Origin of the sequence: Novosphingobium clariflavum, from assembly GCF_026420865.1 — a bacterium.
In the GTDB taxonomy this organism is placed as follows: Bacteria; Pseudomonadota; Alphaproteobacteria; order Sphingomonadales; family Sphingomonadaceae; genus Novosphingobium; species Novosphingobium clariflavum.
Genome location: NZ_JAPCWC010000009.1, coordinates 13,738 through 36,782, shown reverse-complemented (window position 1 = coordinate 36,782; position 23,045 = coordinate 13,738). Strand labels below are relative to the sequence as shown.

Annotated in this window: 18 protein-coding genes; 14 read left to right on the top strand and 4 right to left on the bottom strand. The window is 66.1% G+C overall.

Annotated elements, in window-relative coordinates:
- Positions 1-189 precede the first annotated feature (189 nt).
- Together OKA11_RS13385 and OKA11_RS13380 are read left to right on the top strand one after the other, a co-directional pair.
- Complete coding sequence (locus tag OKA11_RS13385; protein WP_267221058.1) at positions 190-2,535, top strand: glycosyltransferase family 4 protein; 2,346 nt, start codon at positions 190-192, stop codon at positions 2,533-2,535.
- Positions 2,536-2,566: 31 nt separating this feature from the next.
- Positions 2,567-3,880, top strand: coding sequence for a glycoside hydrolase family 130 protein (locus OKA11_RS13380; protein ID WP_267221056.1), 1,314 nt, complete (start codon positions 2,567-2,569; stop codon positions 3,878-3,880).
- A gap of 13 nt (positions 3,881-3,893) precedes the next feature.
- Here the strand turns inward: OKA11_RS13380 and OKA11_RS13375 are convergent, their stop codons facing one another.
- Positions 3,894-4,892: a sensor histidine kinase gene (locus tag OKA11_RS13375; RefSeq protein ID WP_267221054.1), complete on the bottom strand. Its 999-nt coding sequence runs from the start codon at positions 4,890-4,892 to the stop codon at positions 3,894-3,896.
- A 405-nt stretch (positions 4,893-5,297) separates the two neighbouring features.
- On the opposite strand from OKA11_RS13375, the gene zwf reads away from it, so the two are divergent.
- The 5 genes from zwf (at position 5,298) to OKA11_RS13350 (ending at position 13,200) form a co-directional block, all read left to right on the top strand.
- On the top strand, positions 5,298-6,755 hold the full coding sequence (gene zwf, locus OKA11_RS13370) for a glucose-6-phosphate dehydrogenase (protein ID WP_267221053.1): 1,458 nt from the start codon (positions 5,298-5,300) through the stop codon (positions 6,753-6,755).
- Between the two features lie 223 nt (positions 6,756-6,978).
- Positions 6,979-8,793, top strand: a complete 1,815-nt coding sequence (gene edd / locus OKA11_RS13365) for a phosphogluconate dehydratase (RefSeq protein WP_267221051.1) — start codon at positions 6,979-6,981, stop codon at positions 8,791-8,793.
- On the top strand, positions 8,790-9,794 hold the full coding sequence (locus OKA11_RS13360; protein WP_267221049.1) for a glucokinase: 1,005 nt from the start codon (positions 8,790-8,792) through the stop codon (positions 9,792-9,794). The genes edd and OKA11_RS13360 overlap by 4 nt, the downstream gene beginning before the upstream one ends.
- On the top strand, positions 9,791-10,417 hold the full coding sequence (eda, locus tag OKA11_RS13355; protein WP_267221048.1) for a bifunctional 4-hydroxy-2-oxoglutarate aldolase/2-dehydro-3-deoxy-phosphogluconate aldolase: 627 nt from the start codon (positions 9,791-9,793) through the stop codon (positions 10,415-10,417). The genes OKA11_RS13360 and eda overlap by 4 nt, the downstream gene beginning before the upstream one ends.
- Positions 10,414-13,200 carry a phosphoenolpyruvate carboxylase gene (locus tag OKA11_RS13350; RefSeq protein WP_267221046.1) on the top strand — a complete coding sequence of 929 codons (2,787 nt, stop codon included), beginning with the start codon at positions 10,414-10,416 and terminating at the stop codon, positions 13,198-13,200. The genes eda and OKA11_RS13350 overlap by 4 nt, the downstream gene beginning before the upstream one ends.
- A 317-nt stretch (positions 13,201-13,517) precedes the next feature.
- Here the strand turns inward: OKA11_RS13350 and OKA11_RS13345 are convergent, their stop codons facing one another.
- Both OKA11_RS13345 and OKA11_RS13340 read right to left on the bottom strand, forming a co-directional pair.
- On the bottom strand, positions 13,518-14,963 hold the full coding sequence (locus tag OKA11_RS13345; RefSeq protein ID WP_267221044.1) for an OprO/OprP family phosphate-selective porin: 1,446 nt from the start codon (positions 14,961-14,963) through the stop codon (positions 13,518-13,520).
- 292 nt (positions 14,964-15,255) lie between these two features.
- On the bottom strand, positions 15,256-15,447 hold the full coding sequence (locus OKA11_RS13340; RefSeq protein ID WP_267221042.1) for a hypothetical protein: 192 nt from the start codon (positions 15,445-15,447) through the stop codon (positions 15,256-15,258).
- Between OKA11_RS13340 and OKA11_RS13335 the strand changes: the two genes are divergently transcribed.
- The 7 genes from OKA11_RS13335 to phoB all read left to right on the top strand — a co-directional run bounded on the left by OKA11_RS13335 (position 15,434) and on the right by phoB (position 22,602).
- Entirely contained in the window at positions 15,434-16,738 is a 1,305-nt protein-coding gene (locus tag OKA11_RS13335; protein ID WP_267221040.1) for an OprO/OprP family phosphate-selective porin, read from the top strand. The genes OKA11_RS13340 and OKA11_RS13335 overlap by 14 nt on opposite strands.
- 311 nt (positions 16,739-17,049) lie before the next feature.
- Positions 17,050-18,093, top strand: a complete 1,044-nt coding sequence (locus OKA11_RS13330; RefSeq protein WP_267221037.1) for a substrate-binding domain-containing protein — start codon at positions 17,050-17,052, stop codon at positions 18,091-18,093.
- 34 nt (positions 18,094-18,127) lie between these two features.
- Positions 18,128-19,501, top strand: coding sequence for a phosphate ABC transporter permease subunit PstC (pstC, locus tag OKA11_RS13325; RefSeq protein WP_267221035.1), 1,374 nt, complete (start codon positions 18,128-18,130; stop codon positions 19,499-19,501).
- Positions 19,494-20,411 (top strand): phosphate ABC transporter permease PstA, encoded by a 918-nt coding sequence (pstA, locus tag OKA11_RS13320; protein WP_142632145.1) that lies wholly within the window; start codon positions 19,494-19,496, stop codon positions 20,409-20,411. Before pstC ends, pstA begins: the two co-directional genes overlap by 8 nt.
- Positions 20,412-20,430: 19 nt before the next feature.
- A complete protein-coding gene (pstB, locus tag OKA11_RS13315) occupies positions 20,431-21,192 on the top strand; it encodes a phosphate ABC transporter ATP-binding protein PstB (RefSeq protein WP_267221267.1) in 762 nt (253 codons plus the stop codon).
- Positions 21,193-21,223: 31 nt separating this feature from the next.
- Positions 21,224-21,919, top strand: a complete 696-nt coding sequence (phoU, locus tag OKA11_RS13310) for a phosphate signaling complex protein PhoU (RefSeq protein WP_267221031.1) — start codon at positions 21,224-21,226, stop codon at positions 21,917-21,919.
- A complete protein-coding gene (phoB, locus tag OKA11_RS13305) occupies positions 21,916-22,602 on the top strand; it encodes a phosphate regulon transcriptional regulator PhoB (protein WP_142632148.1) in 687 nt (228 codons plus the stop codon). Before phoU ends, phoB begins: the two co-directional genes overlap by 4 nt.
- A gap of 19 nt (positions 22,603-22,621) precedes the next feature.
- Here the strand turns inward: phoB and OKA11_RS13300 are convergent, their stop codons facing one another.
- On the bottom strand, positions 22,622-23,044 hold the full coding sequence (locus OKA11_RS13300) for a hypothetical protein (protein ID WP_267221027.1): 423 nt from the start codon (positions 23,042-23,044) through the stop codon (positions 22,622-22,624).
- Position 23,045 lies beyond the last annotated feature (1 nt).

Below are 23,045 nucleotides of genomic sequence, written 5' to 3'. Positions count from 1 at the left end.
TGGTAATTTACGGCGACGGCATGCGGCTGGAGAGCAGCGGGGCGCCGCGATCTGTTCGAAATGCACGGTAGGGCGTTCCTGCGGAACACTTTGGCGCGCGGCTACGTTTTTTGCGCAGGCGGGGGGGAAACGCATGGCATGATCCGGGTTTGAGAGAGCGAAATCCCTCCTGTCCCCCAAGGAGCGTGCATGAACTTGTTGTCTCACGACCAGCAACCCGGTTGGCAATCGGGTTCGGACAAGGTGCGTTCGATCTTCTCCGGTGCAAGCATGCCGGAAGAACCGTCGGTGCGCAGGCCCGCGCATATTGCCCTGATCGGGAATTTTGCTCCGCGAAAGTGCGGTATCGCCACGTTCACGAGCGAGATATTCGAAAAGCTGCGTGAACATCATCCTGAAATCACGGTCGATGTGCATGTTCTGGATGATCGCGCGGCGCCGCTGGGCTATGGTCCGGTGGCCGGCACCATTGCCCATGACGATCCGCAGGACTACGCCCGCGCTGCCCGGCAGATCAACGAGAGCGGCGTGGATGCGGTCTGGCTCCAGCACGAATACGGGATCTTCGGCGGCGAGGATGGGGCGATGGTCTGTCCCTTCGTCGACCGGCTGGCGCCGCCGCTGATCCTCACGCTGCACACCGTGCTGTCCGAGCCTTCGCCGCGCCAGCGGGCGATTCTCGACCATCTCGTGACGCGCGCGTCGCGCATCATGGTCATGTCCCGCCATTCCCGGGACTTGCTCGAATGCGAATACGCAGTGCCCGCCGCCATCATCGAGGTGATCGAGCATGGCGCTCCCGACCGGCCATTCGGCCGCCAGCAGGAATTCAAGGCGCGGCTCGGTCTTGCCGGGCGCAAAGTGTTGATGACGTTTGGCCTGCTCGGCCCCGGCAAGGGGCTCGAGCATGCCATCGCCGCATTGCCGGCGATCGCCGCGCGCCATCCCGATGTGCTCTACCGGGTGGTCGGTGCCAGCCATCCCAACCTCGTCGCGCGCGAGGGCGAGGCCTACCGCGAGAAGCTGGAGCGTCTCGCCGCCGATCTCGGCGTGGCGGCGCATCTGGCCTGGGACAATCGTTTCCTCGAAACCGGCGAATTGCTGGACCAGCTCGAGGCCTGCGACATCTACCTGACGCCGTATCCCGGCCTCCAGCAATCGACGTCGGGCACGCTGAGTTATGCGGTGGCGCTGGGCAAGGCGCTGGTATCCACGCCCTACGTCCATGCCCGCGAATTGCTTGGGGACGGAGCGGGTGTCCTGATCGAGCCGGGATCGAGCGAGGCCATTGCCGCTGCCGTCAATGCCCTGCTGGACGACCCCGGCGAGCGGCTGGCCATGCAGCGCCGGGCCTGGGCGCGAGGGCGCGAGACGGTCTGGCCGCGCTTTGCCGACAGCGCGGCGCGGCTTATCGACCACGCCCGTGCGCCTGACTGGCGCTGGGGCCTGCCTGCACCGCCCATCACCGCCACACCCGGGCTTTCCGCGGTTTTCGCGATGAGCGATGCCACCGGCATGCTCCAGCATTCCATCGGCGTCGTGCCTGATCGGCGCCATGGCTATTGCCTCGACGACAACGCCCGCGCGCTCATGCTGATGAATCTGGCTGACGGGCTGCCTGCTGCCGAGCGCATGAAGTGGAGCTTCGCCTACGCCGGCTTTATCCAGTACGCCTGGAATGGCGAGGCGGGACGGTTCCGCAATTTCATGAACTACGACCGCACCTGGTGTGAGGACGAGGGCTCGGAGGATTCGAACGGCCGCGCGCTGTGGGCGCTGGGGCAGACCTATGAGTCAGGCAACGACCCGCTCCTTGCTGCCTGGGCCCTGCAACTCTTCGAGCAGGTCCTGCCCTCGCTCGCCGAGATGGGTTCGCCGCGCGCGATCGCCTTTGCCATGCTGGGTGCCTGCGCGGTGCTGCGCAGCGCGCCGGATCACGCGGCGGCCTGCGCGCAAGTGGAGAGCGGCGGCGCGTTCCTGATGCGGTTGCTCGGCCATGGCCGCCGGCCCGACTGGGGCTGGTTCGAGGCCGTGCTCGGCTATGACAACCCGCGCCTGCCGCAGGCGCTGATCGAGGCGGGTGTGGCGCTGGGGCGGGAGGATTGGATCGGTGACGGGCTCGCCACCCTGGAATGGATCTGCCACCAGCAGGTCTCGGCCCGCGGTGCGTTCCGTCCGATCGGTTCGGAAAGCTTCCACAAGCCTTACAGCTATCTGCCGTTCGACCAGCAGCCCCTCGAGGCTCAGGCGGCCATCGAGGCGGCGCGCTCAGCCTGGCGGGTCACCGGCGGGGCATTCTGGCGTGAGCATGCCCTGGCGGCGTGGCGCTGGTTCTTCGGCAGTAACGATCGCGGCGTGGTGCTGGCCGACATCGCCTCGGGCCGCTGCCATGACGGGGTGACGCCGCGCGGGGTAAACGGCAATTGCGGGGCGGAATCCATTCTCGCTTTCCAGCTTTCGCATTATGCTCTGTGCGAGCTTGCCCGATCGGGGCCGCTCGTTTCGTCCGGCCCGCTCGCATCGGCGGGGGGCTGATGTTCGTTCGGGGGCGGCCAAGGAGGTTTGCGTGAACCGGCCCGAAACAGCCTGGACTGAGCCGCTGCACATTTTCGAGACCCGCCTGCACGCCGATCCGGCGCGGGTGGTCCTGCGACCCTTCCACCTCGGCTGGCAGGCGAAAAACGCCCCCGGCGGCCGGGCGGTGCAACTGGTGGAGGACATCGCCGCGCTCACCGAGGAGCGTGCCGATGCCGAATACGAACGGGTGCTGCGCGACTTCAAGGAACGCCACTGGCAGACCGAGAACATCTTTGCCGAACGCTTTGCAGAAGTGGCGGCCAATCTCGATCTTGATCCGGCGCGGTTTTCCGAGGCGCGCAAACGCCTGATCGGCTCATACTTCTGTCATGAATACACGTTTGCTGCTGCCGCGCTGATGAACCCCTCCATCGTGCCCGCACCCGATCAGTCGGGCATGCAGGATGGATCGGTGCGTTTCATCATGAGCCTGCGCGCGGTGGGCGAGGGGCACATCAGCTCGATCGCCTTTCGCGAAGGCATCGCCGAGGAGGACGGCACGTTCAGCCTCTGGCCGCAGGCAGCCTTCGCGACTTCGGTGGAGCTCGACGACGAGGAGCAGATCGATGCCGAGGACTGCAACGTCTTTGTCCATCGCCAGCCCGATTCGAGCCTGTCGAACACGGTGATCTTCCCGATCACCGAGCAGCAGCGCGGCGGGCTGGAGGATTTGCGCCTCGTCCGCTTCGACCACGGCGGCGGCGACTACGAATGGGTGGGGACTTATACCGCCTATTCGGGCAGCTCGATCCGCTCCGAACTGCTGCGCACCCGTGATTTCCGGGCTTTCGAACTGGAACCGATCCGGGGGCGGGCCGGGCGCAACAAGGGCATGGCGCTGTTTCCCGAAAAGATCGGCGAGCAATTCTGCATGGTCGGGCGCCAGGACGGCAAGAACCTTTTCCTGCTGAAGTCCGACGACCTGGCGGTGTGGGATGATGAAGGGGTGATGCTGATGGGGCCGAAATACCCCTGGGAGTTCATCCAGATCGGCAATTGCGGCAGCCCGATCCCGACCGAACACGGTTGGCTGTTGTTCACCCACGGCGTCGGCGCGATGCGCAAGTACGCGCTGGGCTGCGCGTTGCTCGACCTCAAGGACCCGTCGAAAGTGCTGGCCCGCACCGTGGAGCCGGTGCTGACCGCCGAGAACGCGGACCGCTCGGGCTATGTGCCCAATGTGGTCTACACTTGCGGCGCGCTGAAAGTGGGCGAGCGGCTGCTGATCCCTTACGGTATTTCCGATAGCACCGTGGGTTTCGCGACGTGCGAGATCACGGCGCTGCTGGGCCTGATGGCGTAGCGGCTGCGAGCGCTTACCCCAGCGCCTCGTCCTTGCGCAGCGGCAGCATGATCGAGGCGGTGGTGCCGCTGCCGGGGCGGCTGTCGATGTCGAAGCGGCCGCGGTGGCGCTCGACGATGTGCTTGACGATCGAGAGGCCGAGCCCGGTGCCGCCCACTGCGCGGCTGCGGCTGGTGTCGGCGCGGTAGAAGCGCTCGGTTACGCGGGGCAGGTGTTCGGGAGCGATGCCCTCGCCCTCGTCGCGCACGGTGACGAGGACCCAGCCGGTCGCGGTCGCCTCCAGCGAGACCTCGACGTTGCCGCCCTGCTTGCCGTATTTGATCGAGTTGTCGATCAGGTTGCGCAGCACTTGCGCCAGTTGTCCCCGGTCTCCGGTCACCACTGCACTCTCGCAGTTGGCGTGGACGGTGACGTTCGAGCCCGGCTTCGATTCGCCCGCCATCGTCTGCGCCAGCGAGACCAGTTCCACCTGATCGGAGGGCACTTCGTGCTTCACCGCCTCGATCCGCGAGAGGCTCATGAGGTCGAGGATCAGCGCCTGCATGCGCTGCGCCTCGTGGCGGATGGTGTCGAGGAAGCGGTTGCGCACGCCTTCGTCGCCGCCTGCCTTGGGGTTCATCAGCGTTTCGACATAGCCCATGACATTGGCCAGCGGGGTGCGCAGTTCATGGCTGGCATTGGCCACGAAGTCGGCGTGCGACTTTGCCACGCTGACCCGTTCCGACAAGTCGTAAAGGCTGACCAGGCGGTCCGTCGGCGAGAGCACGCGGCAATCGACTTCCCACACGCTGCCGCCGGTCGAGAGACCGGACACGCGGGCAATGCCGCCTTCCTCGCTGAGGATCGCGGCCACCGCGCGCGGTTCGCGAATGGCGATGCGCACGTCCTGGCCGACGATATGGGCGCCCAGCAGCGCCTTGGCGGCGCCATTGGCGAAGCGCACCTGTCCGCGCGAGACCACCATCGCCGGGGTCTGGAGGTGTTCGAGGAGGTGGACGCCGTCTGCGGCCATGAGACTTTGCTTTCTAAGGTTCTAAACGTCTGACCTGTTTCCATGCATGCACTGGACGACAGGACAAAGACGCTGGGGCAAGGAACTTGCGGAAAATCGCCTCGATAATGGCGGTCCTATACGTATGCACACATTGTATGAGTTCAAATGGTGCAAACGTGGTTGAGGTTTGCCGCGCTCTCGCCTAGCACTGCCGACGCAGTCCATGCTATGCTGCAACCGCGAAGACCAGACGTCCAGCCTGACACCGTTTCATCCTGTTCACATCTTCAGGATCGACGAAATCCCATGGCCGACCCTTTCTTTACCGGTGCATATGGCTGGAATGCTGGAGGAGGAAACCCGCCGGTCCCCGGCGGACATGACGAAGAAGGTGAATAACCCCCAGAAGGTGGACAGCGCCCTGTGACCAATTCTACTACGGCCCAATTCACGTCCGACCGCTTGTTGCTGTTCGGCGCCACGGGCGATCTTTCGCGCCGCATGCTCCTCCCATCGCTTTGCGCGCTCGATGCCGAAGGCTTGCTCGATCCCAAGATCGAGATCATCGGAACCGCCCGTTCCGAACTCGACGATGCGGAATTCCGCAACTTCGCGCGGGCCTCGCTCGAGCAGTTCCTGCCGGCCGACCGGCGCGGCGGCATGGCCCGTTTCCTCAACCGCCTGTCTTACCAGACGCTCGATGCCAACCAGATGGAAGGCTTCAACGCGTTGGCAGCCAAGGTCGGTGAGCCCAAGGACGGGTTGTCGATCTTCCTCTCCACCGCGCCCAGCCTGTTCGAGCCGACCATTCGCGGCCTCCAGGCCAGCGGGCTTGCCGGTGAGAACGTGCGTATCGGCCTCGAAAAGCCGCTGGGCATCGATCTTGCCTCCAGCAAGGTCATCAACGACGCCGTCGCCCGCGCTTTCCCGGAAGACCGGATCTTCCGCATCGACCACTATCTGGGCAAGGAAACCGTCCAGAACCTGCTGGCGCTGCGTTTTGCCAACCTGATGTTCGAGCCGCTGTGGAATGCGGCGCATATCGACCATGTGCAGATCACCGTCGCCGAGACCGTCGGCCTTGAATCGCGCGTCGCCTATTACGACGATTCGGGCGCGCTGCGGGACATGGTGCAGAACCATATGCTCCAGTTGCTCGCGCTCGTCGCGATGGAGCCGCCGGTGAGCTACGATGCCACCAGCGTGCGCGACGAAAAGGTGAAGATCCTGCGCTCCTTGCGCAAGGTTGCCGCCAACGAGACGGTCACCGGGCAGTACCGCGCCGGTGCCATCGGCGGCCAGGCCGTACCGGGCTACGACGATGAGCTCGGCAAGGATTCGAACACCGAGACCTTTGTCGCGATCAAGGCGCATATCGACAACTGGCGCTGGCAGGGCGTGCCCTTCTACCTGCGCACCGGCAAGCGCCTGCCCAAGCGCACGACCGAGATCGTCGTGCAGTTCCGCGACGTACCGCACTCGATCTTCCATGGCCGCGGCGCCAAGACGGTGCCCAACCGCCTGGTCATCGGCATCCAGCCGAGCGAGAACATCACGCTGTCGCTCATGGCCAAGGTGCCCGGCCTCGATCGCAACGGCTTCGGCCTGCGCTCGATCCCACTCGCCATCACCATGCCCGATGCTTTCGCCGGTCCGCAGCGCCGCATCGCTTACGAGCGCCTGCTGCTGGACCTGATCGAAGGCGAGCAGACGCTGTTCGTCCGTCGTGACGAGGTGGAAGCGCAGTGGGACTGGATCGACGCCATCCGGGCCGAGTGGGAGGAACAGGCGCAAGAGCCCAAGACCTACACCGCCGGAAGTTGGGGCCCCTCCGCCGCCATCGCCCTCGCCGAGCGCGATGGCGTCACGTGGCACGAGTAAGCAGGCCAGAACGGGCATGATCGCGCAGCGCACCCTATATACCGGGGTGCGCGCGTATCCCCGTGCCCATTCCTCCGCGAACCGGTGGAAGATAGCTATTGACACCGGTTACCTAAATGCCTTCAAGCCTCGCCCGGGAGATCCCGAGCGCGCGGCTTCGGGAGGCTGAGACAAGACAGACGCCACGACAGAAGTGGCAGACGGACAGAGCAGGAGTAACCCCATGAGCAACCTCAGCCCGGTGGTCGCCCGCGTGACCGATCGTATTATCGAGCGGTCGAAGCCCACCCGCGCACGCTATCTCGCCATGGTCGACCGCGAAGCCGGCCGCCATTCGGATCGTTCGTTCCTTTCCTGCTCCAACCTCGCGCATGGTTTTGCGGCGAGCGGAGAGGACAAGCCCGCCATCGCTACCGGCAAGGCGATCAACGTCGGCATCGTCACTGCCTACAACGACATGCTTTCGGCCCATCAGCCCTATGGCCGCTATCCGGAGCAGATGAAGCTCTATGCCCGCGAAGTGGGCGCGACCGCGCAAGTCGCCGGCGGCGTGCCCGCCATGTGCGACGGCGTGACGCAGGGCTTCGACGGCATGGAACTCTCGCTGTTCAGCCGCGACACCATCGCGCTTTCCACCGCCGTCTCGCTCAGCCACGCGATGTATGACGGCATGACGCTGCTGGGCATCTGCGACAAGATTGTGCCGGGCCTCGTCATGGGCGCGCTGCGCTTCGGCCACCTGCCTGCCGTGTTCATCCCATCGGGTCCGATGCCCAGCGGCATCTCCAACAAGGAAAAGCAGAAGGTCCGCCAGCTCTATGCCGAGGGCAAGGTGGGGCGTGAGGAACTGCTCGCCAGCGAGAGCGCCTCTTATCACTCGGCGGGCACCTGCACGTTCTACGGTACTGCCAACTCCAACCAGATGATGATGGAGATGATGGGCCTGCACATGCCCGGTGCTGCCTTCGTGCCGCCCGGCACCTCGCTGCGCCAGGCCGTGACCCGCGCCGCTGTCCACCGCGTGACAGAGATGACCCGCAAGGGCGACGACTTCCGCCCGATGGCGCATGTCGTGGACGAGAAGGCGATCGTCAACGCCATCGTCGGCCTGCTGGCGACGGGGGGATCGACCAACCATGCGATCCACCTGCCCGCCATGGCCCGCTGCGCCGGCATCCATATCGACTGGCAGGACTTCGACGAGCTTTCCGCCGCCGTGCCGCTGATCACGCGCGTCTATCCCAACGGCTCGGGCGACGTGAACCACTTCCACGCCGCCGGCGGCATGGGCTGGGTGGTGCGCGAACTGCTCGACGCGGGGCTGGCGCATGAGGACATCCTGACTGTCTCCAAGGACGGCATGCGCGCCTATGCGACCGAGCCGACGCTGGACGACGGCGAACTCAAGTGGAAGCCCGCCCCCGCCGTCAGCGGCGACGATGCGATGCTCAGCACGGTGGCAAAACCCTTCCTGCCCGACGGCGGCATGCGTCTCGTCTCCGGCAACCTGGGCCGCGCCACGTTCAAGACCAGCGCGGTCGATCAGGAGCGCTGGACCATCGAGGCGCCTTGCCGCGTGTTCGAAACGCAGGAAGCCGTCATCAATGCCTTCAAGGCGGGTGAACTGGACCGCGACGTCGTGGTGGTCGTGCGCCATCAGGGCCCGCGTGCCAACGGCATGCCCGAACTCCACAAGCTGACCCCGCCGCTGGGCGTGCTTCAGGATCGCGGTTTCAAGGTGGCGCTGGTCACCGACGGGCGCATGTCGGGCGCCTCGGGCAAGGTTCCGGCCGCCATCCATGTCACCCCGGAAGCGCTGGCCGACGGCCCGATCGCCTACCTGCAGGATGGCGATATCGTGCGCCTCTCGGCAGAAGACGGCACGCTCTCGACCACGGCGGACCTGTCCGGCCGCACGCCGGCCCCGCTGCCGGCGCCCGCCGAGGGCATGGGCCGCGAACTCTTCGCGATGTTCCGCATGAATGCGGGCGGCGCCGAGCAGGGCGGTTCCTCGATGCTGGAGGTCGCCGGCCTGTGAGCAGTCACGAGACGACCGAACTCGTCGCCGTCGACATCGGCGGCACCCATGCCCGCTTCGCCCTGGCCTCGGTCGGCGCCGATGGGCAGATCACGCTCGGCGAACCCGTCACCCTCCATACCAGCGAGCATGGCAGCTTCCAGCTTGCCTGGCAGGCCTTCCGCGAGCGCATGGGCGGCACGCTGCCCGATGCCATCTCGATCGCGATCGCCGGCCCGGTCGGCGGCGAGGTGATCCGCTTCACGAACAACCCGTGGATCATTCGCCCGGCGATGATCCCCGAGAAGATGGGGGTGTCGCGCTACACCGTGGTCAACGACTTCGCCGCGGTCGCCTATGCCGTGGCGCTGGCGCCCGACGAGGCGTTCCTCCACCTTGCCGGGCCCGACGTGCCGCTGCCCCGGTCGGGTACGCTGAGCGTGCTCGGGCCGGGTACCGGTCTCGGCGTCGCGCACTTGTGGCGCAACGGGTTGCCGCACGGGCAGGGCGGCTTCTACCACGTGCAGGCGACCGAGGGGGGGCATACCGACTATGCCCCGCTCGACCTCATCGAGGACGCCATTCTCACCCGCCTGCGCAAGCGCCACAACCGCGTCTCGACCGAGCGCGTGGTCTCGGGCCCGGCCATCGTCGACATCTACCAGACGCTGGCCGCCATGGAGAACCGCGCGGTGCATGACCTCACCGACGTCGAGATCTGGACTGCGGGCACCAACCACTCCGACCCGCTGGCCGCCGCCGCCGTCGACCGTTTCTGCCTCGCGCTGGGCAGCGCGGCGGGCGACTGCGCGCTGTCCCACGGCGCCAGCGGCGTCGTGATCGCCGGCGGGCTTGGCTACCGCATCCGCGAAACCATTCTGTCCTCGGGCTTTGCCGAGCGATTCTGCGCCAAGGGCCGCTTTGCCGGCATGATGGCGCAGATGCCGGTCAAGCTCATCACCCATCCGCAGCCCGGCCTGTTCGGCGCGGCTGCCGCCTATGTCAGGGAGCACCATCAATGAGCAGCCCGTCCGAAGCCGTCGAAAAGGTCATGCGTCTGGCCCCGGTGATCCCGGTGCTGGTGATCGAGGATATCGAACACGCCCTGCCGATTGCCGAAGCGCTGGTGGCGGGCGGTCTGCCTGCCCTGGAAGTGACGCTGCGCACCGAATGCGCGATCGAGGCGATCAAGGTGATGAAGCAGGTTCCCGGCGCCGTGGTCGGTGCGGGCACCGTGCTTTCGCCCGACGACCTCAAGCGCTCGATCGATGCGGGCGCCGAGTTCATCGTCTCGCCGGGCCTCACGCCGATGCTGGCCGAGGCCGCCTACAAGACCAAGATCCCGTTCCTGCCCGGCACCGCCAATGCCAGTGACGTGATGTTCGCGCTGGAATGCGGGTTCGACCGCCTGAAGTTCTTCCCCGCCATGGCGGCGGGCGGACCTCCGGCGCTCAAGGCGATCTCGGCCCCGCTGTTCAAGGCCAAGTTCTGCCCGACCGGCGGCGTCACCCCTGAAAACGCGCCCGAGTGGCTGGCGCTGGACGCGGTGCTCTGCGTCGGCGGCAGCTGGATGGTGCCCAAGGGCAAGCCGGACGTCGCCAAAATCGAGGCGGCGGCCCGCGCTGCGGCAGGGCTCGCACGTTGAGCCGGGCGGCGCTGACCACGGTCGAGGATCTCGACCGCCGCCTTCAGGAACTCCATGTCCTGACCGCCCAGACGCCGCTCTACAATCCGGTTTTCCAGCTGGGGCTCGAACTGTCGCGCCAGCTGGAAAACGGCGAAATGGGCCTCGATGCGATCGAGGCCCTCGTCGCCGAGATGGAGTGCGAGGGGCTGCGCACCCGCGCCGCGCGGCTGGACCGCATGCTGGCCCCGATCGCGCCCGCCGAGAACGCGGCGCGGCTCGATGCCGCCGCCAGCGAGGACGACTTCACCGCCTTTGCCGTGCGCTGGCAGCGCCCCGCCGCCCACGTGGTGTTCACCGGGCACCCGACTTTCCTGCTCTCCACCGCCCAGACCGAAGCCGTGACGCAGGCCGCCTCGACCGGCGACCATAGCGAGGCCGCCGTCTGCGTCGCCGCGCCCGACCGTGACACGATCACGCTCGATTACGAGCATGGCAAGGCGATGGATGCCATCGCGCGCGGCCAGAAGGCCCGCGACCGCATCAACGAACGCCTGTTCGACATTGCCGCGGCCCGCTGGCCCAAGCGCTGGAAGGGCCTCAACCCGATGCCGGTGCGCTTCGCATCGTGGGTCGGTTACGACATGGATGGCCGCACCGACATCGGCTGGTCCACCTCGATTCGCTACCGTCTGGAAGAAAAGGCCCAGCGGCTTGCGAGCTATGCCGAAACGCTGGCCCAGGCGGCGCCGGAAACTGCGGCCAAGTTGGCCCGTGCCGCCGCGCACGCCGCCGATATGGCCGCGCGCTTCGCCGCCGACCTCTCCGCGCCCGAGGCGCTGTCAGCGGCTGCCAATGCGCTGACCGCCGAGCATGCCGACAAGCTGGTCAGCCTCGACCCCATCATCAGCGACCTCGAATCCGAGGCGCGCCACGCCGATCAGGATCAGGCCCGCACGCTCCTCGTGGCCGCGGCTGCCATGCGGGCGGACGGCCTCGGCATGGGCTGGATCCACTTCCGCGTGAACGCCTCGCAGCTGCAGAACGCGATCCGCCTGCGCATCGACCCGGAAGGCAGGCTGAACCTTGCCAGCCAGGCGGCGCTGGTGCGCATGCGCGAGTTGCTGGCCGAAGTCACGCCGCTGAAGTCCAACTTCGCCGCGCTCGCGATCGAGAACTCGACCGCCGTGCGCCAGTTCCTGGCAATGGCGCAGATCCTCGGCCATATCGACGCCGATGCGCCGATCCGCATGCTGGTGGCCGAGTGCGAGGAGCCGACCACGATCCTCGCCGCGCTCTATTTTGCGCGCATGTTCGGGATCGACGACAAGGTCGACGTCTCGCCGCTGTTCGAGACCGAGTCGGCGCTTGAGCATGGTGGGCGCTTCCTCGATGCGGTCCTGGCCGAGCCTGCCTACCGTGACTATGCCCACAAGCGCGGCCGCGTCTCGATCCAGACCGGCTTTTCGGATGCGGGGCGCTTCGTCGGGCAGGTTCCCGCCGCGCTCGCGATCGAACGTCTTCAGGGCCGCCTCTCCGAAGCGATGGTCGCCAATGGCCTCACCGACGTCTCGGCGCTGATCTTCAACACCCACGGCGAATCGATGGGACGCGGCGCGCATCCCTCCAGCCTGGAGGACCGCTTCCAGTGGCCGATGAGCCCCTGGGCGCGCCGCCGCTTCCTGCGCGCCGGCATCCGGCTGGAGCCGGAAGTCTCGTTCCAGGGCGGTGACGGCTACCTGTGGTTCGGTTCGGACGAACTGGCGCTTGCCACGCTCACCCGCATGGCCGAGATGCCGCTGTGGGGCGCCGACGCCGATGCGCCGACCGACCTGTTCTATCGCCGCACCGACCTCAGCCTAGACTTCTACCGCGCGATCCGGGGCGTGCAGCACGAGCATCTGGAATCGGCCACCTACAGCCGCGCGATCACCGCATTCGGCCTCGGCCTGCTCAACGACACCGGCAGCCGCAAGTCGCGCCGCCAGTCGGACCTTGCGTCCGACCGCTCGATGAGCCTCAGGCAGATCCGCGCGATCCCGCACAACGCGATCCTCCAGCAGCTCGGCTATCCGGTGAACGTGATCGCCGGGATCGGCACCGCGTCCGACGGCAACCGCGAGGAAGTCGCCGCCCTGCTGCGCGAGAGCGAGCGCGGGCAACAGCTCATGCGCCTTGCTCGGCATGCCAATGCCCTGGCCTCGATCAAGACGGTGGCGGCCTATGGCGAGCTGTTCAACTCGGCCTACTGGGCCAGCCGCCCCTATCGCGGCGACGAGCAGCACATCGCCGGGGCCTGTCTCAAGCTGGCGGAATACCTGACCAAGGACGACCGCACCGGGGTCTATCGCCGCCTCGCCTCGCGCCTGCGGGTCGATGCGATGAAGCTGCACTTCCTGCTCGACCTCTTGCCGGACGAAACCCCGCTGCCGGACCGCGAGCATACCCGCCGCAGCCTCGGCGTGCTGCAAAGCCTGCGCATCGCCCTGTTCAAGCACATGTTCCTGCGCGCCGTCATGGTCCCGCAGTTCAGCCGCGCGAACGACATCAGCCGCGACGACGTGCTGGAGATGTTCTTCACCCTGCGCGTCGAGGACGGCCTGGCCCAGCTTCGCCGCGCCTTCCCGACGAGCTTCCCCTCGATCGACGACTTCACCGTGGACAGACCCAGCGACTACCCGGATTCGAGTGCGACCGGCTATGCGCAGATCCACCGTGAATTCATCGATCCGATCGCGCGCTGCTATGCGCTGTCCTTGCGCATCACCACGGCGCTGGCGAATGAGTTCGGCGCCCACGGGTGATCTGTTCGAACGGAGGCTGCGGTTATCCGCGGCCTCCTTTCGCAAATCCTAGAGCGCTTTCCGATCTGATTGGATCAGATCGGGCTCTCCAGAGTCTTTGTTTTCCGCGTTTTTCCGGGTCACGGCGTGTTCCAGTCCGTTCGAAAAGCGGTCTAGTGGTTCGATTCTGACATTTGCTACCCTATCGGAAAGGGCGCGCTCAAATGTCAGAGTCTTTTCGAACCACTAGCATTTATTTGATCCTAGTGGATTTTACGATTTTGACATTTGCAAACCCATCCCATCCGCCAGGGGAGGCAAATGTCAAAATCAATCCACTAGAAGTCGAGTTCGAAGCGCGTGCCGATGACGTTCGCGCCATAGTCGGTCCGCCCGGAGGGCAGGGCTTTGGCGCCCTTGTAGGCGAGCCGTGCGTAGTTGAGATTGAAGCGCAGGTATTCCACCGGGGTCCAGACCAGCGCGGCGATATAGGCCCGCTGGCTGCCGCCGCGAATGTCGCGGTCGTCAAGGTCGAGCCAGTCGTAGCGCGCGGTGAGCTGGAGCGAGCCGAAGCCGCCACTGCCGAGCGGACGCGCCGGGGCCTTGTTGGTGAAGATACCTTCCTTGTAGCCCCGGCTGTCGCCGGGCGTCAGGAACAGGCCCAGTTCGCCATAAGCGCCCTGGAAGCGCACCGAGCGCGCGTCCACACGGTTCGCCGTGAGCGTGTTGTATTCGGCGGCGGCATGCCAGCGGCCCCGGATCGCTGCCATCTCCACGCCCCAGTTGAATTCGCTGCCGACCTGCATCGCCGGGCTTCCGATCAGGCGCGTGTTGGTTGAGTGGACGAACGGGCGCTGACGGTAGCGGGTATCGCTTTCGGACAAGCGTGCGAGATCGCGCCAGTGGACGGAGCCGCCCAGGTGCAGCTGGGTCTTGCCCAGCCTGGGAGCATAGACCAGCCGCGCATCGGCACCGTGGCTGTCGTTCTCGTCGCCCCCGGTTTCCCCGTCCGCATCGTTGGCGAGCGCGCCGATGTCGTCGCTGAACAGGCCTGCCTGCGCGAGCAGGGCGCCGCGCTGGTATTGCACGGAGGCGCCGAGGCGGCGTTCGAAGTTGAAGGCATCGGTGAAGGCGGCGCGTTCCATCACGCTGCCGCTGGTGTCGCCGGTCAGTTCGTCGAGCGACTGGAACGGGTTCTGGTTGCCCAGCTTCACGGTCCACGGCCCACTGCGATAGCTCACGTAAGTATCGACGAGGTCGACCGCGTTGTCGGAGAGTTCGAGTTCCAGCTTGTAGCCGAAGCCGCCGCCGATCGTCCCTTCCGCGCCGAGGCGGATGCGGCGCATCTCGTTGGAGTAGCCAAGCCCCTTGTCGCCGAGCGAGGCGGGGGCGCCGACATAGTTGGCATCGGCCTGGATGCGTCCCTTGACCTTGAAGGCGCGCTCGCCCTCGGTGATCTGCGGGCTGCCCTTCCAGGCGATTGCGGCGCCGGCCCGGGGTTCCGCCGGGGCGGCCGAGTTGGCTGCCGGAGCGGCGGCGACAACCGCTGGCGGCGGGAGGGCGGAGGCTGCCGCTTGCGCGGTGGGCGCGATACCGGCGGCGGCGAGGCGGGCCTCCATCTGTTCGACTTGCGCCTTGAGCGCGGCGACCTGGGCGCGCAGCGTGGCGGCGTCCTCGGCGGAGATCGCCTGCGCGTGCGCAGCGGCGGGGGACAGCGCGCTCAGCATCACGAGCGGCGGGGCGAACAGGGCTGCAAGCGCCGGGGAAAGGGAAGGGCGGGACATGTTCGCCATTTTAGAGGGCATCGGGCGTCGGTTTCCGGGTTGCAGGGCGATAATCGCAAAGAGGCCCGCAAGCGGGCGCCGACCGGCCGACTATGGCCCTGCCATGACGCTTCCGTGACAATTGTGACGACGGGGCGGGCAGTCATGCTTTGTCATGGAGCAGCCGCAAACGGGCCATAAACTTTCGTAGCAAAATCCGCAGGAAACCGCGCTTTCCGGCGCTTGCGCTATAAAGTGTCATGGAATTGAAACACGCCAGTCATACTGGCGTCGTGTCGCTGCCATCAAAGTTTCATGAAAGGTCGAGCAAGGTGAGGAAACAAAAGGCAATTTTTACGCTGGCGCTGTCCGTGCCGGCACTTGCCATTGCTGCGGGCTGGGCGAATCCGGCTGAGGCGGCATCGTCTTCGTCATCGGATTCGGCTGCGATTCGCCAGGAACTGGAAGCGATGCGCGCGCAGATGAAGGCGATGGCCAGCCGCATCGATTCGCTCGAAGGCCAGTTGGCGAACGCCAATGCCCGCGCCGATGCCGCGACTTCCGCCGCCGCCAGCGCCGCCCAGAGTGCGGCGCAATCGGCCAGCGTCGCCGCTGCCGCTAAGGAAACCGTTACCCAGCAGGCCGCCAAGGCGCCGCCGGTGCAGGTCGCCTGGAAGGGCGCGCCGGAATTCAAGGGCGACAACGGCTGGAGCTTCAAGCCGCGCGGCCGTCTTCAGCTCGATGCGGGCGGTGTCGACGCGCCCTCCGGCCTCGACGAGACGTCCAGCAACCACCTCGGCGTCAGCACCGAACTGCGCCGCGCCTACCTGGGCTTCGACGGCACGATGCCCGGCGGCTTCGGCTACCGCTTCGAGGTCGACCTCGCCAATTCGAGCGTCGCCATCAACGACATGTACCTGACCTACCGGGTCAATCCGAAGATCACCCTGGCGCTCGGCAACCAGAAGCCGAACACCGGCCTCGAGGACCAGACCTCGGACCTGTTCACCAGCTTCATGGAGCGTGCCGCCTTCACCGGTGCCTTCGGCTTCGAGCGCCGCGTCGGCCTCAACGCCCAGTACCTGGGCAAGGACGTGGTGCTGCAGGGCGGCGTGTTCAGCGATGATCCCAATTCGCTCAACAGCGACTACGACAAGTCGTGGAGCGTGGACGGGCGCGCGGTGTACATGCCCAAGCTGGCGGGCGGCACGCTGCACCTGGGCGGATCGGTCCACTGGCGCACGCTCAACGATTCGATCACCACGGTGACCTATCAGAGCCGTCCCTTCGTCCACACCACGGACTTGCGCCTGCTCAGCGGCGGCGTCACCGGAGCGACCAACGAACTCGGGCTCGGGCTGGAAGCGGCATGGATCAAGGGCCGGTTCCACGCCTCGGGCGAAAGCTACTGGCAGAAGGTGCGCCGCACCGGCTTTGCCGATCCGACGTTCAACGGCGGCTACGCGGAAGTGGGCTATATGCTCACCCATGACGAGACCGCCTACAAGAACGGCGTGTTCGAGCGCATCCGTCCGCACGACGGCTTCGACAAGGGCGGCCTCGGCGCGGTCCAGCTCAATGTCCGCTACGACTGGCTGAACCTCAACGATGCCGGGATCGTCGGCGGGCGCGAACAGACCGCGGGCATTTCCGCGATCTGGATGCCGACCGACTACGTGCGCTTCATCCTCAACTACGGTCATATCTGGGTGAAGGATTCGCCGGTGCTGGTGAACGGCACCGATGGCACCTACGGCGTCGATTCGATGGGCATGCGCGCCCAGTTCGACTTCTGAGGCAGGGCTGCGGGAGTGCCCGGAGGGCATTTTCGCAGCGCTTTTGTCGCCGCCGCCATCCCGCATGCGAGCCCGCATGCAAGCCGGCAATTCAGGCCGGGCGGCGGCGATTTTTCGACCAGACCTGCACCAACCGTTTCACCCGGCGGCGGCTTTTCGCCGCCGGGTCTGAAAACGCGCGTCCCGGCGCGCGAAATCCTGCGAAAAACCAGCAATTGCGCCGATTGGCGAACAATGTCACTTCTTTGTCATGGAAGTGTCATTGTAGCCCAATAGGGGCATCTCACACTTGAAGCCCAAGGGGTGACATCATGCGTTCCACCAAGACCTTCCTTATCGTCGCTGCCTCCAGCATGGCGCTTGCCGGTTGCGGCGGCTCGGGCGGCTCCTCCGCCGGTTCGCGCGACTTCGTCCGCGCCGTCGGCTCCTCGACCGTCTATCCCTTCGCCACGGCGGTGGCCGAAGAAGTCGCCAAGGCTGGCGGCAAGTCGCCGGTGATCGAATCGACCGGCACCGGCGCGGGCATGAAGCTGTTCTGCGCCGGCGTCGGCGCCCAGCACCCCGACATCGAAGACGCCTCGCGCCGGATGAAGAAGTCCGAGTACGAGGAATGCCAGAAGAACGGCGTGACCGACATCGTCGAGATCCAGGTCGGCATCGACGGCATCGCCTTCGCCGAGGCCCAGAACGGCCCCGGCATGAAGCTGACGCCGACCGACATCTACAAGGCGCTGGCCGCCAACCCGTTCGGCAAGCCCAACACCGCCAAGACCTGGAAGGACGTCAACCCGTCGCTCCCCGCCGAGCCGATCCTCGTCTACGGCCCGCCCTCGACCTCGGGCACGCGTGACGCGCTCAAGGAACTGATCCTCGAGGCCGGCTGCAAGACCGACGCTGCCACCAAGGCGCTCAAGGAAACCGACAAGGACAAGTACGAGGCGATCTGCCACGACATCCGCGAGGACGGTCCTTACGTCGACGCCGGCGAGAACGACAACCTGATCGTCCAGAAGATCTCGCAGAACCCCAAGGCCATCGGCATCTTCGGCTTCTCGTTCCTCGAAGAGAACGCCAAGACCATCAAGGGCATCCCGATGTCCGACGTGGTGCCGACTTATGCCTCGATCTCGGACTTCTCGTACCCCGGTGCGCGCCCGCTCTACATCTACGTGAAGAAGCAGCACCTCGCGCCGATCAAGGGCCTGCAGGCCTATGTGAACGAGTGGGCGAAGTCGTGGGGCCCGGATGGCTACCTCAAGGCCAAGGGCATGGTGATCTCGCCTGACGCGGTGCGCGCCAAGAGCGCGGACATCATCGCCAAGATGACCCCGCTCAACCCCGCCGACCTCAAGTAATCTCGTCTAGACCGAAAGGCGCCGGAACGGCCTCATGATACTCACGGGAGTTCTCCTGGCCGTTCTCGGCCTCGGCTTCGTCGGCTGGTTTGCCGCACGGGGCCGGGCCCGGCTGCTCCACACGGGGCGCGGCTCGCTTCACTCGATGCCCAGCTACCATGGCTGGCACGTGGTGCTGTGGATCGTGATCCCGGCGCTGCTTGCCTGGGCCGCCTGGTCGGCGATCATGCCGGGGCTCGTCGACGGTGCGGTCATGGCCGATCCGGCCGCCGCGCAGCTTCCTGCCGATGCGATGAGCCGCGCCGCGGTGGTGTCCGAGGCCAAGGCCATCGCCCAGAACCCGGATCAGGCTGCGTTCAATCCGCTGGCGCAGACCCTGGCCGAGCCGGTGCGCGCCGCCCATCAGCGCTTCGGCCTGATCGGCGCCCTGCTGGTGGTGATCGTGGCGCTGGCCGGCGGCGGCTGGGCCTTCACCAAGGTCCGCGCCAACTATCCGGCCCGCACCCGCGTCGAACGGGCGGTGATGGGGGTGTTGCTGCTCGCCTCGCTGATGGCGATCCTGACCACGTTCGGCATCGTCGCCTCGCTGGTGTTCGAGGCGGGCATGTTCTTCAAGGACGTCTCGCCGATCGACTTCCTGCTTGGCACCCACTGGTCGCCCGGTTCGGCGCGCGGCGACAACCTGGGCGAGAGCTTCGGCGCGGTGCCGCTGTTCTGGGGCACGATCTACATCGGCGCGATCATTGCCATGGTCGTCGCCATCCCGCTCGGCCTGATGAGCGCGGTCTACCTCACGCAGTACGCCACGCCGACGATCCGCAAGTGGCTGAAGCCGGTGCTGGAAATCCTCGCAGGGATTCCCACCGTGGTCTACGGCTACTTCGCCGCGCTGACGGTAGCGCCGATCTTCCGCGATTTCGCCGCCTCGCTCGGCATGGCCAATCCCTCCACCGAAAGCGCGCTTGCGGCCGGTGTGGTCATGGGCGTGATGATCATTCCCTTCGTCTCCTCGATGGCCGACGACGCACTCGCCGCCGTGCCCCGCGCGATGAGCGACGGTTCGCTGGCGCTGGGCGCGACCAAGTCGGAGACGATCAAGAAAGTGCTGCTGCCCGCCGCGCTGCCCGGCATCGTCGCCGGCGTGATGCTGGCGATCAGCCGCGCCATCGGCGAGACCATGATCGTGGTCATGGCCGCGGGCGCTGCCGCCAACCTTTCGGCGAACCCCTTCGCCTCGATGACCACGGTCACCTACCAGATCGTCCAGATGCTGACCGGCGACCAGGAGTTCAACAGCCCCAAGACGCTCTCCGCCTTCGCGCTGGGCCTGGTGCTGTTCATCGTCACCCTCGTTCTCAACATCATCGCGCTCCGTGTGGTGAAGCGTTTCCGGGAAGCTTATGAGTAACGCACGTCTCAGTGGCGCCGCCCAAGGCAATGCGCGCTGGCAAACGCCGGAAGCCGCGCGGCGCATCGCGCGCCGCAACGCCGCCGAGCGCCGCTTCAAGCTGATCGGCCTTGGCGCCATCGTCCTCAGCCTCGCCTTCCTGGCGCTGCTGCTGGTGATCATGCTCAAGAACGGCCTCTCCGGGCTCGACTGGTCGTTCCTGACCGGCTCGGACTCGACCGATCCCGACGTCGCCGGCGTCTGGGGCGCGACCAAGGGCTCGTTGCTGACGATGCTGGTCACGCTGCTGCTCTCGTTCCCGATGGGCGTGCTGGCGGCGATCTACCTCGAGGAGTTCGCCCCCAAGGCGCGCTGGATCGAATGGGTCGAAGTCTCGATCAACAACCTCGCGGCAGTGCCCTCAATCATCTTCGGCCTGCTGGGCCTTGCGGTGTTCATCAACACGCTGGGCATGCCGCGTTCGTCGCCGCTGGTCGGCGGGTTGACGCTGGCGCTGATGACGATGCCGGTCATCGTCATCTCGGGCCGCAACGCGATCAAGGCGGTGCCGCCCTCGATCCGCGACGCGGCGCTGGCGATCGGCGCGAGCAAGATGCAGACGGTGTTCCACCACGTCCTGCCGCTTGCGCTGCCGGGCATTCTCACCGGCACGATCATCGGCATGGCCCGCGCGCTGGGTGAAACCGCGCCGCTGCTGATGATCGGCATGCGTGCCTTTGTCGTCACCCCGCCGGGCGGGATCACCGATCCCTCCAGCGTGCTGCCGATGCAGATCTTCCTGTGGTCCGACGAAATCGACAGCGGTTTCGTGCAGAACACATCGGCCGCCATCATCGTCCTGCTGGTCTTCCTGCTGGCGATGAATGGCCTGGCCATCTACCTTCGCAACAAATTCGAGGTCCGCTGGTAAGGACATGAAAGTCGAGACAATGCAGCAGACCAAGCTCACCGCCCGCAACGTCGACGTCTACTATGGCGCGAAAAAGGCCATCAACAACGTGTCGATCGACATCGACAACGGGGTGGTCACGGCTTTCATCGGCCCTTCGGGGTGCGGCAAGTCGACCTTCCTGCGGTCCCTCAACCGCATGAACGACACGATCGCAGACGCCCGCGTCACCGGTGAGATCCTGCTCGACGGCGAGAATATCTACGCGCCCGACATGGACCCGGTGGCCCTGCGGGCCCGCGTCGGCATGGTGTTCCAGAAGCCGAACCCGTTCCCCAAGTCGATCTATGAGAACATCGCCTATGGCCCGCGCATCCACGGCCTGGCGCCGTCGAAGGCGGACATGGACGGGATCATCGAGAGCGCGCTGACCAAGGCGGGCCTGTGGGACGAAGTGAAGGACCGTCTGCATGACGCCGGCACCGCGCTGTCGGGCGGCCAGCAGCAGCGCCTGTGCATCGCCCGCGCCATTGCCGTCAGCCCCGAGGTCATCCTGATGGACGAGCCGTGCTCCGCGCTCGACCCGATCGCCACCGCGCGCATCGAGGAACTGATCGACGAACTGAAGGACACTTACGCCATCGTCATCGTCACCCACTCGATGCAGCAGGCCGCGCGCGTGTCGCAGCGCACGGCGTTCTTCCACCTCGGCAATCTCGTGGAGTATGGCGATACCAGCCAGATCTTCACGACCCCGCGCGAGGAGAAGACCAAGGACTACATCACCGGTCGCTACGGCTGACGGCGAAGACAGGGAAAACAGGACAAGAGCCATGGTTGATCACACCGTAAAGGCCTTCGACAGCGAGATCGGCCAGCTTCGCGGCCTCGTCGCCGAAATGGGCGGCCTCGCCGAAGTCGCGATCCGCGACGCCATCATCGCGCTGACCCAGCATGACGAGGAGCTCGCCGCACAGGTCGTCGCCGCCGACGCCCGCCTCGATGCGCTGGAAGCCGAAGTGGACCGCCTCGCGGTCCGCACCATCGCGCTGCGTGCGCCGATGGCCGACGACCTGCGCGACGTCATCGCCGCGCTCAAGATCTCCGGCGTGATCGAGCGTATCGGCGACTATGCCAAGAACATCGCCAAGCGTGTCAACGCGATGGAGAACCGGGGCAAGATCGAGCCGCTCGAACTCGTGCCGATGATGGCCGAGATCGCCGAGGGCATGGTCCGCGACGTGCTCAATGCCTATGGCTCGCGCGATGCCGCGCTGGCGCAGGAAGTGATCCGCCGCGACGAGAAGCTGGACCAGTTCTACAACACGCTGTTCCGTTCGTTGCTGACCCACATGATGGAGAACCCGGCAACGATCACCAGCGCCGCGCAGCTGCTCTTCATCGCCCGCAACCTCGAACGCATCGGCGACCATGCCACCAACGTGGCCGAGATGGTCTACTATGCGGCCACCGGCGACTACCATGCCGAGCGCGACAGCATGACCAACGACACGAGGAACCTGCCGTGAACCCGTCGGTCCTGGTCGTCGAGGACGACCGTGCGCTCTGCGAGCTGCTGACCTGGAACCTCAGCGCCGAAGGCTATCAGGTGCGCAGCACCGGCGACGGCGAAGAGGCGCTGCTGATGGTGCAGGAACAGGTGCCGGACGCCATCATCCTTGACTGGATGATCGAGCATGTCCCCGGCATCGAGGTCTGCCGCCAGCTGCGCAAGGACAAGGAAACCGCGCAGATCCCGATCCTCATGCTCACCGCCCGCGGCGAGGAGGAGGACATGATCCGCGGCTTCAAGACCGGTGCGGACGACTATGTCACCAAGCCGTTCAGCCCGCGTGAACTGATGGTCCGGGTCGAGGCGCTGCTGCGCCGGGCGCGACCGTCGCTGGCGGGCAATGTTCTCCAGTGGGGCGACATCGAGCTGGACGTCACCAGCCACCGCGTGCGCCGCGGCGGCGAGGCGCTGCATCTCGGCCCCACCGAATTCCGCCTGCTGCGCTATTTCATGGAGCGTCCGAACCGCGTCGTCTCGCGCCAGCAGATCCTCGACGGGGTCTGGGGCATGGATTCGGACATCGACGAGCGTACCGTCGACGTCCACATCCGCCGCCTGCGCAAGGCGATCAACCGCGATGGCGACGTCGACCCGATCCGCACCGTGCGCGCGGCCGGTTACGCGATGGACGTGACCTGATTTTCGGACAGTTTACGGTTTACTTGCAAATCTCTCCTGCGACCGCATCGAGTTCACGGTCGTAGGAGGCCCGCTCGGCAGCGCTGAGAAAGCCCTGCTGGCGGGTGAAGGTGTCGGTGTCCTTGCGCACCTTGTCGACCCGCTTCCACAAATGCCGGGCCTCGCCCCGCGACAATGTGCGCGCCTTGCGGGCCGTGCCGATATCGGCCTGAAGAACATTGGCGCGTACCGAGATGTGCGCTTGCCGGGGATCGGTCACGGTTCCGCCGATCTCCCCTTCGATGGCATGCTGCGCGGTGAGGTCGCAGCTCGGATAGTCGGCCGCCGCTGCCACGTCGGCCGTCGCGAGCGCCGTCAGTAAGGCGAGTGCCGAAATACCTGCATGGGTAAGCCGGTGCTTCATTTGCAATTCTCCGCAAAACGCGCAGCTACGCACGATCACT